Consider the following 14,752-nt stretch of genomic DNA (forward strand, 5'->3'; position numbering starts at 1 on the left):
TTGGCTGGTCCGCCTCTCCGCGACTTCGGGCCAGACTCGTGTGCGCTGTTCGTAGCGTTGGCGACTGGCGGTTTAGTAGGTGGCCGGATCAGCCGGTTCCCGGTGAGTTACCCATGCGGTCGCGAAATCAGTTGTTGCGTTGGCAGAGTTCGGGTTTGGCGGTCAGTCTTCGAATACCGGCTTGCGCTTGGTGAGCATTGCGGTGGCGCCTTCGAGGAAGTCGGGGGAGGTCAAAAGTTCGGCCTGGCCGGTCTTTTCGGCTGCGAGGGCGGTGTCGAGGGAGGTTAACGTTGCTTGGTTGAGGGCCTGCTTGGTGAGTTCGAGGGCGCGGCGGGGGCCGGTGGCGATCTTTGCGGCGGCGGCTTCGACCTTCGCGTCGAGTTCGTCCTCCGGGACTACCGCGGTGAACAGGCCTGCTTGTTTTGCGGTGGGGGCCGGGAGTCGCTCGCCGAGTAGGGCCATCTCCGCGGCGAGGGGGCGGCCCGCTGCGGCGGCGATCATGGCGGCCGCGCCGCCGTCCGGCATCAGGCCGATGTTGATGAAGGCCAGCAAGAGGTAAGCGTCCTCGCTGGCGTAGACGAGGTCGGCCGCCAGCGCGATGGCGACGCCGACGCCTGCCGCCGCGCCCTTGACACGGGCGATCACCGGGACCGGGGCGTCGACGATGGACTTCACCAAGCGGTTCGCGGCGTCCATCGTCATGTCGGGGGTGATGCCGCGCTGGGCCTCGCGCACGGTGGTCGAGAGGTCGGCGCCGGTGCAGAAATCGCCGCCGTCGCCGGTCAGCACGATCACCCGCACAGACCGGTCCTTGGCCGCGTTCACGAAGGTGTCGCCGAGCGCGACCATGGTGTCGTAGTCGACGGCGTTCTTGCGCTTCGGGTTGGTGATCGTCACCCGGAGCACCTTGCCGTCGTGCACCGCCGAAAACCGCGTCGCGGGCGCGGAGGACGCGGCTACTGCCGCAGAATCGGTATTGCTCATGTCTGCTCCTACGCTGGAACTCAGCGGCTACCCTGCCATGAATACTGGTTAACTTTGCGAATTGTGGTTAACTTAGGTTCCATTGTCGGGCGCTGTCAACCAGCGGCGCCGCCGGAGATCGGAGAGGTGCATGGTCGCGGATCGCAGCGAGGTCGGCCTCGCTTCCTCGCGGCCGGATGCCGGTGCGACAGCGCCCAGTGATCCCGCCGGGGGTGGGGGCCGGGTGCCGGGCGGGCCGGTTCGCCGGCGTCCCAAGGATCGCAAGGTGCAGATCATTCGGGCGGCCGCGCGCGCGTTCAGCGATCGCGGGTACTACCCGGTCGGGGTCGACGAGATCGCCGCCGAGGTGGGTATCTCCGGGCCCGCGCTGTATCGGCATTTCACGAACAAATACGCGTTGCTCGTCGCGGCCGCCGAAGAGGGCGCCAGACACCTGCTGAATGTCGCCCGCGCCGCGGATGACGCGCGGCTTGCTCCTGACGCGCGGCTGGACGCACTGATCAGGGCGATCAGCGAACACACCATCGAGATCCGCCGCGAGGCCGGGCTGTACCGCTGGGAGCGGCGCTATCTGGAACGCGAAGATCGAGTCCGGATCAGGAAGATCTACGACGACCTGAACGGCACCCTCGCCGAACCCATCGCACTGCTGCGGCCCGACGCGCCGCCTGCCGATGTGGCGATGCTGGCCGCCGCGGTGCTCAGCGCGATCGCCAGCATCTCCGCGCATCGCAGCGCGCTGTCCGGTGCCAAGCTGTTGCCGCTGTTGCACGACATGTCCTGGGCGATCCTGCGCGCCGAGCTGCCGCCCGCGTCGCCGGAACCGGATCCGGGGCCCGTCACGCGCGGCCTGCCGGTGTCGTCGAAGCGCGAACAGCTACTCACCGAGGCGATCCGGATCTTCGGCAGGCAGGGCTATCACGAGGCCAGCATCGAGGAGATCGGCGCGGCCGTCGGCATCAACGCCTCCAGCGTGTACCGCTACTTCGCCAGCAAGTCCGACCTGCTCGCAGCCGCGTTCTACCGGACCGGCGATCGGGTTGCTCTCGCGATCACCGAAGCGCTGGCCGAGGCGACCAGCCGCGAGGACGCGGTGCGCCGCATTGCCGAGCGCCAGGCCCGGCTCACCTTCGCGATGCCGGAGATCATGCCGGTCTATTACGCCGAATTCAGTAACCTGCCGCCCGCCGAGCAACACAAACTGCGCGCCATTCAACGCCAGAATGTCCTCGAATGGGCCAACCTGCTGGACGGCGATCCCGTCGAGGCACGTTTCCGGGTGCACGCCGCGATCGGTCAGGTCATCGATGTCGGCCGCCTCCTCCGATTCGATTCCCGCCCACCACAATTAGCCCGGGTAACGGCCCTCATGCAAGCCGTCCTACTGGGCAACAAGGCATAGACGCACGTCAGGTACGTCGCCCGTGCCGGATGCGAAAGATGGTCTTGGCCAAGCGTAAATCGCGCGGGTGGCGGTCGAACGTGGACAGATTGACCGGCGCTTTGTAGCGCTTACGCGCAATGGCCAGGGTGTGGCTGAATTCGCGCAGTCCCTGATCGCCGTGACTGTGGCCCTGCCCGTATTCGCCGACACCGCCGAACGGCAGCGCGGGAATGCCCGCGTAGGCGGTCGAGGAATTGATGGTCACCACGCCGACGCGCAGGTGCTCGGCGAACGTCTCGATCTCGTGCACGTCCCTGGTGAACACCGAGACCGCGACGTCGTTGCCCACCGCGTTGATGCGTTGCGCGGCCTCTTCCATGCTGGTCACCTTGTTCACCACCAGGACGGGCCCGATGCCCTCGCCGGTGATCGCCAGGCTCTCTTCCGGCACCTCGGCAAGCACCACGGGCTCGATGTACGGCTCGCGAATCGAATCCAGGCCGCCGACCACCGCACGACCGCCGCGGGCCAGCGCGTCGCGAATCTGCTTGCGCACCACCTCGACCTGCGACTCCAAGATCATCGGCCCGTACGACGCGCGCTTGTCGGCGCCGGGGCGCAGCCTGGCGGCCTGCGCGGCCACCAGCTCCAGGAACGGTTCGTATACCGACTCCGCGACGTAGGCCCGCTGAATTCCGGTGGCGTTCTGCCCGGCATTGGCCATCGCCCCGAACACCGCGGCCTCGGCGGCGTCGTCGAGCTTCGCGTCGACGTGCACGACCATGCTGCCCTTGCCGCTGCGTTCCACGACCACCGGCGTCATCGTCTGGGTACACAGCGCGATCACCTCGCGCGCGCCGGAATCCGAACCGGCATAGGCGATCTTGTCCACCTTGGCCCGGCACAGCGCGTTGCCGGTCGCGTGATCGCCGGTAACCACCTGCAGCACCGGCTGATTCGGGGCCAGCCTGGTCCAGCTGTCGGCCAGCCAGACGCCGACGCCGGTGGTCAGCTCGTGCGGTTTGAACACCACCGTGTTGCCTGCGGCCATCGCGTAGGCGATCGACCCCATCGGCGTGAACACCGGGTTGTTCCACGGACCGAGCACCCCGATCACGCCGAGCGGCAGGTAGCCAACCGAGGCGCGTTGGTTGCGGGTCAGCCAGGTGGAGCCGAGCTTCTGCCTGCCGAGCGCGCGGGCCGCGTTGCGGGCCGCCCAGTCGAGGTTCTCGACCGCGAGCATCACCTCGATTGCCGCGTCCGCCTCCGGTTTTCCGGTTTCCTCGGACAGTATCTCGACCAATTCGCCTGCGCGACGGGCGATATCGCGTTTCCAGTCGAGCAGCCAGCGCCTGCGACCACTGAATCCCAGCTCGGCCCACCACTTTTCGGCCGCTCGGGCGGCGCGCACCGTTCGGTTGATTTCGCCCGCGCCCATGACGGCGTAGTTGCCGACGGTCTCGCCGGTGCGCGGGTCGTAGGACGTCAGCACGTTCGATCGGCCCGATCCTCCGGGCTGCGCCGCCACCTGTGGCTGCGCGGACTCGGCCATGATCACCTCTCGCAGTATCGAAATCGGCGTACGGGCCACTTGCGAGGCGGCCGCCGCGGACGAGTGAGTGTTCCCCCAATTAGCAGACTATGGTCGCCGCGACGGGCCGACAAGGCTCGTTCGCCGCCACCGCGCTGCCCTTGACACGGTCCACCAGCGCCGATCCGCGTCGCAGCGGACCGATATCGGCGAGTGTGAGTAAAGACACATTTAGGACGACCTCCTGTTGGGTACTGCGCGGGCACCCCGGTGCGAACCGTGCATGCCGGTAACATCACGCCAAGCGCTACGGATCTCCTAGGGGGACGTATACGCGCGCGCTCCGGCGGCCCCGAGCCGCCGCAATTGCCGATAGTGGAGAGTTGATGCCGAGCTTGAACCAAGCAGATCTGCACGCGAGTGAACCAGCGGTCCGGGTGACGGACGTTCGGAAGTCGTTCGGCGATGTGCATGCACTGCAGGGGGTCAGCTTCGTTGCCGACCGCGCCTCCGTCCTCGGCATCCTCGGACCCAACGGCGCGGGCAAGACGACGATGGTGAAGATCCTGTCCACGCTGCTGCGCCCGGACTCCGGCACCGCCGTGGTCGCCGGTCACGACGTGCTCACGGACGCGGCGGGAGTGCGCCGGTCGATCATGATGACCGGTCAGTACGCCGCGCTCGATGAGAACCTCTCCGGCCGGGAAAACCTGGAACTGTTCGGTCGCCTGATGGGTCTGGCCAAGTCCGCCGCCCGCAAGCGCGCCGACATCCTGCTCGAGGAGTTCGATCTGGTGAGCGCGGGCCGCCGGGCGGTGCGCCACTACTCCGGCGGCATGCGTCGCCGGGTCGACATCGCGTGCGGTCTGGTGGTGCGGCCGGAGGTGGTGTTCCTCGACGAGCCGACCACCGGCCTCGATCCGCGCAGCCGCCAAGGCGTCTGGGATCTGGTGAACGCGCTGAAGGCCCAGGGCATCACGGTGCTGCTCACCACGCAGTACCTCGAGGAAGCCGACGTGCTCAGCGACAACATCATCGTCATCGACAAGGGCACGGTGATCGCCGAGGGCACCGCCGACGAGCTCAAGGAGAAGACCGGCGGCAGCTACTGCGAGGTGGTCCCGCTGGATCCGACGCAACTGCGCCCGACCGCCACCGCGCTCGGCGACCTGGTGCCCGTCGCGGTGCTGGCCGCCATCAACGGCGGCGACCGGCTCTCGATTCCGGCGCCGGAGGGCGCGGCCACGCTGACCGAGGCGCTGCGCCGGCTCGACACCGCGGGCATCCAGTTGGCCGACATCGCGTTGCGCAGGCCCTCACTCGACGACGTCTTCCTGTCCATCACCGGCCGCTCGGGCGGCACCGCGTGACAACCGCTACCGCTGCTCCCGACCGGGCCGCCGACGCGGCCGCGTTGTTCGCGGATCTACCCGAGGCCCGGCTGTCCTCGCTCGCGCAGTGGCGCGCGCTGTCCGGACGCATCGTCTGGACCATGGCCACCAAGGGCGAGCTGATCGTCGCGGTGATAACGCCGCTGGTGTTCACCCTCGGGTTCTATCTGCCGCTGCGCTTCGTGATGAAGTTCCAGGGCATCGACTACGCCCAGTACGTGATGCCGATCATCGTGTTGCAGACGATGGCCTTCACCATGATGTCGAACGCGCAGCTGGCCGCGTTCGAGGCGCTGACCGGGTTGAGTACCCGGATGCAGACGATGCCGATCGGCATGCTGGTTCCGTTGTCCGCGCGGATCGCGGCCGGGCTGGTTCGCTCGATCACCTCGCTGACCGCGGCGGTCCTCTTCGGCTACGTGATCGGATTCCGATTCGTCGCGGGCTTCGGCCAAGCGGCGTTGTTCTGTTTGTTCTCGTTGGCGATCGGTACCACGCTCGCGCTCGGCGCCGACGCGCTCGGCAGTTTGACCAAGAGCCCGGAATCGCTGAGTCAGGCGCTGACGCTGCCCACATTGATCTTCGGCATGCTGTCGTGCGGATTCGTCCCGGAACGCAACTTTCCGGCCTGGATCCAGGGTTTCGTGCGCAATCAGCCGGTCTCTCAGTTCTCCTTCGCGCTTCGTGACATGGCCGCGGGCGGGGTGAGCTGGCAGGTGTTGTGGGTACCGCTGGTCTGGGTGATCGGGCTCGCGCTCGTCTTCATCCCGCTGGCGATCTGGGCGAGCGTGAGGCGATCATGAATACCGTTGAGGCCCCCGTGGCGCCGATTGACGTGACCGACAAGATCTCGTGGAACACGCCGTTGCCGGAGGTGACCGCGAAACCCGAAAATTCGCTGAGCAACTGGGTCACGCACAGCCTGATCCAGTGCAAGCGATTGCTGCTGGTGTGGGCGCGCGATCCCGCGACGACGATTCAGACGCTGGTTTACCCGGCGTTGACCCTGCTGATGTTCAAGATCGTGCTCGGCAAGGCGATCACCGGCTACACCGGCCAGCCGAGCATCTACGCGCAGATGGCATTGCTCACGCTGGTCGCCGCGATGTCGGGCGCCGTTGTGAGCGCGCTCGGCTTCAAGGGTGAAAAGATGAACGGCCTGCTCGGCCGGTTCTGGACCATGCCGATTCACCGAGCGGCGGGTCTCACCGGACGCCTGCTTGCCGAGGCCGTCCGCGTCCTGGTCACCACCCTGTTCGTCATCGGCGTCGGCCTGCTGCTCGGCTTCCGGTTCAACCAGGGACCGCTCGCCGGTATCGCGCTGATCGGCATCCCGGTGCTGTTCGGTGTCGCCTTCGCCGTGCTCGTCACCGCGCTGGCCACCGTCACCGAGGGCGTGATGCTGGTGAACATCATCGGCATCATCAACACCCTGCTCATGTTCTTCAACACCGGCTTCGCACCGGCCATCGCCTATCCACCGTGGCTGCAGTCGACGGTTCAGAACCAGCCGATGAGCTGTGCGATCGACGCGATGCGTGGGTTGTCCTACGGCGGGCCGGTCGCGGATCCACTGATGAAGACCGTGCTGTGGACGCTCGGCCTGATCGTGCTGTTCACCTACCCCGCGGTCCGTGGTTATCGGCGTGCGGCGGAGACCGGCGCCTGATCGAAGTCGTAGTCCAGCCAGCGGTTGCGGTGGGTCCAGCCGACCAAGTCGTAGCGCCAGCGGAACGGCCAGGTGTGCGCGACGGTGTTGAATAACACCGCACCGAGGGCGGCGTAGTCGTCGTGCGCGGACAGCAGGGCGCGTTGTCCGCGAGGGGAAGCGGTGAAGAACGCATCGAACATGGCGATCGACTGTTCGGTGGTCAGGCGGCCCAGTCCCCATAGCCCGCGCATCCGCATCCAGTACACCAATCGGGCTCGGCGCGGCCACAGTTCGGCGACCGGGTCGCGACCCTGCCGCAATGCGGTGATCGCGGTGTCCACCAGGGCAAGGGAGTCGGCGACGCTGTAGCCGGTGCAGGGATGCATCATGCCGCCGCGTGAACCGAACGGAACGGCCTGCGCGACACCATTTTTCGGCGGCGGCTGATCCAGCGGATAGTGCGCGGCCTCGGTCGGCTCGTCACCGGTGAGCCGGATGCCGTGCGCGGCAAGGCGATTCAGCGTGCGTTTGCGCAGCTCATGCTGCGGCATGCCGCCACGGAGGCCGAGGCTGGTCTCCTCGAATATCACGGTGCCGTCGCCGAGCGGAACGGAGTAGAGGAACGAGGGCGGCTCGTCGGGTCCGGCCCCGTTCTCCGGCCGCCAGTCCAGCAGCAGGCCTTCGCCTTCCTCGACCATCGGCGCGGCCGTTTCGGCGGCGACGAAGATGCCGTGCGCGCTCGCGGCCCGGCGCCGGCCGAGGGTGGGCAGGCCGCGGGTATCGAACACCGCGGCCGCGGTGATCGTGGTGCCGTCGGCGAGTTCGACGACGTGCGCGTCGACCCGGGTGGCGCGCCCGGTGTATACGGTGGCGTCGTCGAGTGGGAGTGCCTCGCGCAGGCCGGTTTTCGACAGCACGCAGTAGGGGCGATCGATGCGATGTTCGGACTTGGCCCAGACCGTCGGCCGCGCGATGGTGCTCGCGATCGCGCTGGAAGGCAGCCAGTCCGGTAGCTCGTCGACCCAGCAGGAGTAGGTGGGCGGCCACAGCCGATCCGGTCGCGGATCGACGGCGGTCACGCTGAGCCCGGCCCGCATCGCGCGATGCGCCAGCGCTCGGCCGGTCGGGCCGAGCCCGACCACGCACACGTCGACATCGCGGACCGCGCTGACACTCATAAGGGCATTCAATCCGCTGCGGCGGGGGCGACGCAACTACCCCCGGTACGCCGAGCCCCCGGAAATCGGGCCTCCCGGCAAAGCAAACATAGTGAAAGCACGCATTCCGACAATTGCGTGTATTCATGCCCCCAGAATTGGTGGCCCTGCAACTTCAGTGATGAAAAGGTGCTGTTTCTCCCCGTAGTCTTGGCGCCGTACGCGGGTGGTTTCCGTGTTCAAGAGAAGGGGAATCATGAGAGGCGGCTGGCTAAGTGTGCTTGCGGTCACAGTCGGTGCAGCTGTTATAGCAATTATGCCTGCGCCTGCGCACGGGGCGCCGGTGGAGTCATCGATTGTTTCGGTGCAAGAGCATGATGCGCGAAAGCTTACGTTGACAATTCATTCCGCCGCGATGGATCGCGATATCCAGGTGGAGACGCAGCGCGCGGCCGACACCAGCGTGCCGCGTCCGGTGCTCTACCTGCTGCAGGGCGCGAGCGGCGGCGAGGACGGCGTCACGTGGGCGACGGAAACCGATGCGATGCAGTTCCTTTCGACCAAGAACGTGCATGTGGTCTCGCCGATCGGCGGCATGTTCAGCTACTACGCGGACTGGGTCAACGACGATCCGCGGCTGGGTCGCCAGAAGTGGAAGACCTTCCTGACCCGCGAATTGCCGCCCCTGATCGATAAATACTTCGCGACCAACGGCCGCAACGGGATCGCCGGCTTCTCGATGGCCGGCACCACCACCCTCGCGCTCGCCGCCACCAGCGGCGATCTGTACTCCAGCGTGGCCGCCTACAGCGGCTGCGCGCAGATCAGCGACCCGGTCGGTCAGGAGTTCGTCCGGCTCACCGTGGAGACCTGGGGTTGGGCGAACGTGTCCAATATGTATGGCGCGCAAGGCGATCCGCGCTGGGCCGCGAACGACCCGTACGTGCAGGCCGAGGGGCTGCGTGGCAAGTCCATCTACATTTCCAGCGGCGGCGGGCTGCCCGGGAAGTACGACGAATTGAACGGCAAGTACGCACTGCCCGGCGTCGACGGTTACGCGGCCCAGCTCATCAAGGGCGGTGTCATCGAGGCGGGCACGAATTACTGCTCACGGAATATGCAGACCCGCCTGAATTCCTTGGGCATTCCGGCAACTTATGATATTCACCCGGACGGCACCCATTCTTGGGGTTATTGGGAAGACGCGTTGAAGAACTCGTGGCCTGCGCTGTCTGCTCCGTTGGGAATGTAGGAATGTGGATTCGGAAACAGGCCGCGAGAATCGCAGGCCTGACCCTCGCTGTCGCCTGCGCGGCGGTATTGCACGCACCGGCCGCGGCGGCCGCACCTCCCACCCCGGCATTCGCGGGCGCGAATGACTGGGCCTGCCACCCCTCGGCCGAGCGGCCGAATCCGGTGGTGCTGGTGCATGGTTCCGGCACCGACGCGGCCAACAGTTTCGCCCTGCTCGCGCCGCTACTGCGGGCCGAAGGCCACTGCGTGTTCGCGGCGAATCTGGGACCGACGCCCGGGTTGCGTGACGTGGTCAGTGGCCAAGCCGGTTCCGGCACAATGGGTATCGGCCCGGTCGGTGCCGCGATGCTCGGCCGCACCATCTACGGCGTCGGCGACATCGACCGAATGGCCACCGACCTGAACGATGTCGTGCAGGCCGTGCGGAGCGCCACCGGCGCTCGTCAGGTCGCGCTCGTCGGCCACTCCACCGGGGGCAATGTCATCCGCCAGTACCTGCGCGCGCAGGGCACGGCCGCGGTGGCGCAGGTGATCACCCTCGGCACCCCGTATCGGGGCTCGACCTGGGCCGGACTCCGCACGAACTATCCGGATCTCGCCTCACTCGGCTTGGAGAACGAGCAGATCGCGGCCCAGGTCTTCGGAACTCCGGGACAGCAACAGGTGGTTGGGTCACCGCTGCTGAACCGGCTGAACGCGGGAGGCGAGACCGTGCCCGGTGTCCGGTACACGGCCCTCGCCTCCCGCGCCGACGAGATCATCACTCCGCAGGAGACCGCGTTGCTCACCGCGCCAACGGGCGACAATCGCAACGTCTGGCTGCAAGACGGCTGCCCGGCCGACATCGCCAATCACAGTGGCCTGCTCGGGGATACGCGTGTCGCCGCGGTAGTGCTCAGCGCACTGGCGAACGACACGCGCGCGCTGCCCTGCTGAGGAGCTACGCCGGGGTGACCCAGGTGGTGATGTCGGCGTGCACGACCTCCAGGCCGTGCTTGTCGTAGACCGAGACCGGCACGATCAGGTTCTGGCCCGCGGTGATCGTCGTGAAGTCGGGGATCTGGTCCAGCTTCGCGACGGCCCGCAGGCTGGTCTCCGCCTTGGCCAGGTATTGCACGTTCATCGCCTTCGGGATCCAGCGGTGGGTGCTCGGCACGGTCGCCTCGCTGAGCATGCCCATCGCCACCTCGGCCAGGTTGCACGCCGCGATGGCGTGGTAGGTGCCGAGGTGGTTGTGAATGCCGAACCACTTCGGCGAGGTCACCTCGCACAGCCCCGGCTCGAGGCGAACGACGCTCGGCAGCACCGTGCCGAAATACGGCACTCTGGCCACCATGCCCAGCGAGAACAGGGTGTGGCCGAGCCGGTTGTCCGGCAGCTTCTTCCAGCTGCGGAGGGTCGCAGTCTCTTTCGTCATGCGCTCATCTTACTGCGGAGTAAGTTCGGGCTGTCGAGTGTGCCGCAACTCACCCGGAAAATGGCGATCTCGACTATTCGGACATGTGACCGACTTGCTAGGTTATTGCGTTGCGTCGATCTGTGACGCGACTGGGGGCCACCACCATTTCTGTTGGTGTGCAGGAAAACTGGAGTTCTGAACATGCGTATTCGTACTGTCGTCGCCGGGGCCGTCACGGCGCTCGGACTTGCCGTGCTCGGCGCGACGACCGCGGGCCAGGCCGCCGCCGTGTCGCCGGAGTTCGCGCCGGAGATGGGTATCTACGGGATCTTGGACCTCAACCACTCGGAGACCGTCGCCCTCAGTAACAGCCCGATCCCCGCCATGCTCGACGGACTCTGGATGAGCAACGGCCTGATCGACGCCGACCCGACCTCGTGGTTGGTCGGCGCGGACGGGTCGCTGGAGTACGGCAACATCTCCGACGTCATCGCCGAAGCCGCCGAGACGCCAGGCGGCATGGTGGCCATCGGCATCGTCGATCCGGTCCGGCTCTTTCACGGCCGAGTCGATCCGGCCGATGCCAACCGGAACCTGCTCGTGTATCAGGGCCTGCGCTGATCCGTGCGTGGCCGAGGTCGTAACCCGGCCGGATTCGGCCGAGTGAGCGAGCGGCGGCGGGGGTGACGGTTCCTCGGAATCGCCACCTCCCTCGCCCGTCCTGGCTTCGCCGTCATGCCGATGACCTGGGCGCAGCCGCTCGCGGGGGGCGGATTTGAAGTAGCCGACCGCGTCGGGCATACTGTTCGGGTTGCCTTGTACCAGTGCCGTGCCTGTTTCCGTGTGAGACGGGATGGCTAGGCGAGGCGAGTACCAACAATCGTGTATCTCACTGGGTAAACCGGTGTGGGTACGTCCGGGAACACGGTTCCAGGCCTGAGACGAAGTTAGATCCAGGGCCGAGGAATGAGCGGATGGGCGACACGCCCGACCGCGTGGACCGGAGAACCATGACAGATGAACAGCGGCGAGGATCGAGCATGCGTGCTTGGTCGCGGTCTCACGTGAGACGTCTTCGTGTGTTCGGGCTGTGCAAATTGAGGGTGGTACGGAAGCCAGCTTCCGGATCACGAAGGTATAAGCGGAGAAAAGGACACTTAGCGTGGCGGGACAGAAGATCCGCATCAGGCTCAAGGCCTACGACCACGAGGCGATCGACGCGTCAGCGCGCAAGATCGTTGAGACGGTGACCCGCACTGGGGCCCGTGTCGTCGGGCCGGTGCCGTTGCCGACCGAGAAGAACGTGTACTGCGTCATCCGTTCGCCGCACAAGTACAAGGACTCGCGCGAGCACTTCGAGATGCGTACGCACAAGCGGCTTATCGACATCCTCGACCCGACGCCGAAGACGGTCGACGCGCTGATGCGCATCGACCTGCCGGCCAGCGTCGACGTCAACATTCAGTGACGGGGACTGGAGATATGACTGACAACAAGAACAGGCCCGCGGCGGGCATCCTTGGCACCAAGCTCGGGATGACCCAGGTGTTCGACGAGAAGAATCGCGTCGTCCCCGTGACCGTCATCAAGGCCGGACCGAACGTAATCACCCAGATCCGCACCGTGGAACGCGACGGCTACAGCGCCGTTCAGGTTGCCTTCGGCGCCATCGACCCGCGCAAGGTGAACAAGCCGGTCTCCGGCCAGTTCGCCAAGGCCGGTGTCACCCCGCGTCGCCACGTTGCCGAGATCCGCGTCGCCGACGCGTCCACCTTCGAGGTCGGCCAGGAGATCAACGCCGACGTCTTCGAAGAGGGCGCCTACGTCGATGTGACGGGTACCAGCAAGGGCAAGGGCTTCGCCGGCACCATGAAGCGTCACGGCTTCGCCGGTCAGGGCGCTTCGCACGGTGCGCAGGCTGTGCACCGTCGTCCCGGCTCCATCGGTGGCTGCGCCACCCCCGGCCGCGTGTTCAAGGGCATGCGCATGTCGGGCCGGATGGGCAACGACCGCGTCACCACGCAGAACCTGTCGGTTCACAAGGTTGACGCCGAAAACGGCCTGCTGCTGATCAAGGGCGCGATCCCGGGTCGCCGCGGCAACGTCGTGATCGTCAAGAGCGCAGTGAAGGGTGGTGCGCACGCATGACCAGCCTGGAGAAGAAGGCCAACCTGACCCTTCCGGTCAAGGAGCTGGGCGGCAAGACCAATGGCACCGTCGAACTCCCCTCGGAGATCTTCGACGTGACCGCGAACATCTCGCTGATGCACCAGGTGGTCATCGCGCAGCTGGCCGCGGCCCGCCAGGGCACGCACTCCACCAAGACCCGCGGTGAAGTCCGCGGTGGTGGTAAGAAGCCGTACCGGCAGAAGGGCACCGGCCGCGCCCGTCAGGGCTCGACCCGCGCGCCGCAGTTCACCGGTGGTGGCGTCGTGCACGGCCCGCAGCCGCGCGACTACAGCCAGCGCACCCCCAAGAAGATGATCCGCGCCGCACTGCGTGGAGCACTTTCGGACCGGGCGCGTAACGAGCGCATCCACGTGATCACCGAACTGGTTGCCGGGCAGGACCCGTCCACCAAGACGGCCAAGAGCTTCCTCGCGGAGCTGTCGGACCGCAAGAAGTTCCTCCTCGTCCTCGGACGTGAGGACGTCGCGGCCTGGAAGAGCGTGCAGAACCTCGAGTTCGTGCACCCGATCGCGCCGGACCAGCTCAACACCTATGACGTGCTGGAAAGCGACGAGGTCGTGTTCAGCGTGGAGGCACTCAACGCCTTCGTGCACGGCCCCGCCGAGGCGGCACAGGAGGAGAGCAAGTGACCACCATCGCCGACCCCCGCGACATTCTGCTTGCGCCGGTCATCTCGGAGAAGTCCTACGGACTCATCGAGGAAGGCACCTACACCTTCATCGTGCACCCGGATTCCAACAAGACGCAGATCAAGATCGCCGTCGAGAAGGTCTTCGGTGTCACGGTTACCAGCGTCAACACCGCCAACCGTCAGGGCAAGCGCAAGCGGACCCGCTTCGGTTACGGCAAGCGCAAGAACACCAAGCGCGCGCTCGTGACCATCTCGGCCGACAGCAAGCCCATCGAGATCTTCGGAGGCCCGGTCGCGTAAGCGCCTGGGACTCCAGAAAGAAGAGAAGAACTCATGGCAATTCGTAAGTACAAGCCGACAACCCCCGGTCGCCGCGGGTCGTCCGTTTCGGACTTCGCTGAGATCACTCGGTCGACCCCCGAGAAGTCGCTGATCCGTCCGCTGCACAGCAAGGGTGGTCGTAATGCGCATGGTCGCATCACCACCCGGCACCGCGGTGGCGGCCACAAGCGGGCCTACCGTCTGATCGACTTCCGTCGACTGGACAAGGACGGCATCCCGGCCAAGGTCGCACACATCGAGTACGACCCGAACCGCACCGCGAACATCGCGCTGCTCCACTTCGTGGACGGCGAGAAGCGATACATCATCGCGCCCAAGGGCATCGCGCAGGGCACCCCGATCGAGTCCGGCCCCACGGCCGACATCAAGCCGGGTAACAACCTGCCGCTGCGCAACATCCCGACCGGTACCACCATCCATGCGGTGGAGCTGCGTCCGGGCGGCGGCGCGAAGATGGCTCGTTCGGCCGGATCCAGCATCCAGCTGCTCGGTAAGGAAGGCACCTACGCCACGCTGCGTATGCCGTCCGGTGAAATCCGTCGCGTCGACGTGCGCTGCCGCGCCACCGTCGGCGAGGTCGGCAACGCCGAGCAGTCGAACATCAACTGGGGCAAGGCCGGCCGCATGCGCTGGAAGGGCCGTCGCCCCACCGTCCGTGGTGTCGTGATGAACCCGGTCGACCACCCGCACGGTGGTGGTGAAGGTAAGACCTCCGGTGGTCGCCACCCGGTCTCGCCGTGGGGACAGCCGGAAGGCCGTACCCGCAAGCCCAACCGCCCGAGCGACAAGCTCATCGTCCGCCGCCGCAAGTCCGGCAAGAACAAGCGCTGAAGGAGGA

Annotated in this window: 16 protein-coding genes; 12 read left to right on the forward strand and 4 right to left on the reverse strand. The window is 66.5% G+C overall.

Annotated elements, in window-relative coordinates:
- Positions 1 to 162 precede the first annotated feature (162 nt).
- Positions 163 to 984, reverse strand: a complete 822-nt coding sequence (locus ACIA8C_RS31785) for an enoyl-CoA hydratase-related protein (protein ID WP_397141083.1) — start codon at positions 982 to 984, stop codon at positions 163 to 165.
- A gap of 130 nt (positions 985 to 1,114) precedes the next feature.
- Here ACIA8C_RS31785 and ACIA8C_RS31790 point away from each other — a divergent pair, with 130 nt between their 5' ends.
- Positions 1,115 to 2,386, forward strand: coding sequence for a TetR/AcrR family transcriptional regulator (locus ACIA8C_RS31790; protein ID WP_397141084.1), 1,272 nt, complete (start codon positions 1,115 to 1,117; stop codon positions 2,384 to 2,386).
- Between the two features lie 7 nt (positions 2,387 to 2,393).
- On the opposite strand, the gene ACIA8C_RS31795 is transcribed toward ACIA8C_RS31790, so the two are convergent.
- Positions 2,394 to 3,920 (reverse strand): aldehyde dehydrogenase family protein, encoded by a 1,527-nt coding sequence (locus tag ACIA8C_RS31795; RefSeq protein ID WP_397141086.1) that lies wholly within the window; start codon positions 3,918 to 3,920, stop codon positions 2,394 to 2,396.
- Positions 3,921 to 4,285: 365 nt separating this feature from the next.
- Between ACIA8C_RS31795 and ACIA8C_RS31800 the strand changes: the two genes are divergently transcribed.
- From ACIA8C_RS31800 to ACIA8C_RS31810, 3 genes are read left to right on the forward strand one after another with little or no spacing between them, the layout of a single operon-like run.
- Positions 4,286 to 5,269 (forward strand): ATP-binding cassette domain-containing protein, encoded by a 984-nt coding sequence (locus tag ACIA8C_RS31800; RefSeq protein WP_397141088.1) that lies wholly within the window; start codon positions 4,286 to 4,288, stop codon positions 5,267 to 5,269.
- Positions 5,266 to 6,093 (forward strand): ABC transporter permease, encoded by an 828-nt coding sequence (locus ACIA8C_RS31805; protein ID WP_397141090.1) that lies wholly within the window; start codon positions 5,266 to 5,268, stop codon positions 6,091 to 6,093. Before ACIA8C_RS31800 ends, ACIA8C_RS31805 begins: the two co-directional genes overlap by 4 nt.
- Positions 6,090 to 6,959 carry an ABC transporter permease gene (locus ACIA8C_RS31810; RefSeq protein WP_397141092.1) on the forward strand — a complete coding sequence of 290 codons (870 nt, stop codon included), beginning with the start codon at positions 6,090 to 6,092 and terminating at the stop codon, positions 6,957 to 6,959. The genes ACIA8C_RS31805 and ACIA8C_RS31810 overlap by 4 nt, the downstream gene beginning before the upstream one ends.
- Here the strand turns inward: ACIA8C_RS31810 and ACIA8C_RS31815 are convergent.
- Complete coding sequence (locus ACIA8C_RS31815) at positions 6,929 to 8,119, reverse strand: lycopene cyclase family protein (RefSeq protein ID WP_397141094.1); 1,191 nt, start codon at positions 8,117 to 8,119, stop codon at positions 6,929 to 6,931. The genes ACIA8C_RS31810 and ACIA8C_RS31815 overlap by 31 nt on opposite strands.
- Positions 8,120 to 8,354: 235 nt before the next feature.
- Between ACIA8C_RS31815 and ACIA8C_RS31820 the strand changes: the two genes are divergently transcribed.
- Together ACIA8C_RS31820 and ACIA8C_RS31825 are read left to right on the forward strand one after the other, a co-directional pair.
- Positions 8,355 to 9,350 carry an alpha/beta hydrolase gene (locus ACIA8C_RS31820; protein WP_397141266.1) on the forward strand — a complete coding sequence of 332 codons (996 nt, stop codon included), beginning with the start codon at positions 8,355 to 8,357 and terminating at the stop codon, positions 9,348 to 9,350.
- Between the two features lie 2 nt (positions 9,351 to 9,352).
- Positions 9,353 to 10,288, forward strand: a complete 936-nt coding sequence (locus ACIA8C_RS31825) for an esterase/lipase family protein (protein WP_397141096.1) — start codon at positions 9,353 to 9,355, stop codon at positions 10,286 to 10,288.
- 4 nt (positions 10,289 to 10,292) lie between these two features.
- On the opposite strand, the gene ACIA8C_RS31830 is transcribed toward ACIA8C_RS31825, so the two are convergent.
- A complete protein-coding gene (locus ACIA8C_RS31830; protein ID WP_357386111.1) occupies positions 10,293 to 10,769 on the reverse strand; it encodes a hotdog fold domain-containing protein in 477 nt (158 codons plus the stop codon).
- A 183-nt stretch (positions 10,770 to 10,952) separates the two neighbouring features.
- Between ACIA8C_RS31830 and ACIA8C_RS31835 the strand changes: the two genes are divergently transcribed.
- The 6 genes from ACIA8C_RS31835 to rplB all read left to right on the forward strand — a co-directional run bounded on the left by ACIA8C_RS31835 (position 10,953) and on the right by rplB (position 14,745).
- Complete coding sequence (locus ACIA8C_RS31835; protein WP_397141098.1) at positions 10,953 to 11,372, forward strand: hypothetical protein; 420 nt, start codon at positions 10,953 to 10,955, stop codon at positions 11,370 to 11,372.
- Between the two features lie 541 nt (positions 11,373 to 11,913).
- Entirely contained in the window at positions 11,914 to 12,219 is a 306-nt protein-coding gene (gene rpsJ / locus ACIA8C_RS31840) for a 30S ribosomal protein S10 (RefSeq protein WP_003938093.1), read from the forward strand.
- 14 nt (positions 12,220 to 12,233) lie between these two features.
- Positions 12,234 to 12,899, forward strand: coding sequence for a 50S ribosomal protein L3 (rplC, locus tag ACIA8C_RS31845; protein WP_150404057.1), 666 nt, complete (start codon positions 12,234 to 12,236; stop codon positions 12,897 to 12,899).
- Positions 12,896 to 13,570 (forward strand): 50S ribosomal protein L4, encoded by a 675-nt coding sequence (gene rplD / locus ACIA8C_RS31850; RefSeq protein ID WP_397141100.1) that lies wholly within the window; start codon positions 12,896 to 12,898, stop codon positions 13,568 to 13,570. Before rplC ends, rplD begins: the two co-directional genes overlap by 4 nt.
- Entirely contained in the window at positions 13,567 to 13,872 is a 306-nt protein-coding gene (gene rplW / locus ACIA8C_RS31855; protein ID WP_040731336.1) for a 50S ribosomal protein L23, read from the forward strand. The genes rplD and rplW overlap by 4 nt, the downstream gene beginning before the upstream one ends.
- 33 nt (positions 13,873 to 13,905) lie before the next feature.
- Complete coding sequence (rplB, locus tag ACIA8C_RS31860; RefSeq protein ID WP_357386115.1) at positions 13,906 to 14,745, forward strand: 50S ribosomal protein L2; 840 nt, start codon at positions 13,906 to 13,908, stop codon at positions 14,743 to 14,745.
- Positions 14,746 to 14,752 lie beyond the last annotated feature (7 nt).

The sequence above is a fragment of the Nocardia sp. NPDC051321 genome (assembly GCF_044455225.1).
Taxonomy (GTDB): domain Bacteria; phylum Actinomycetota; class Actinomycetes; order Mycobacteriales; family Mycobacteriaceae; genus Nocardia.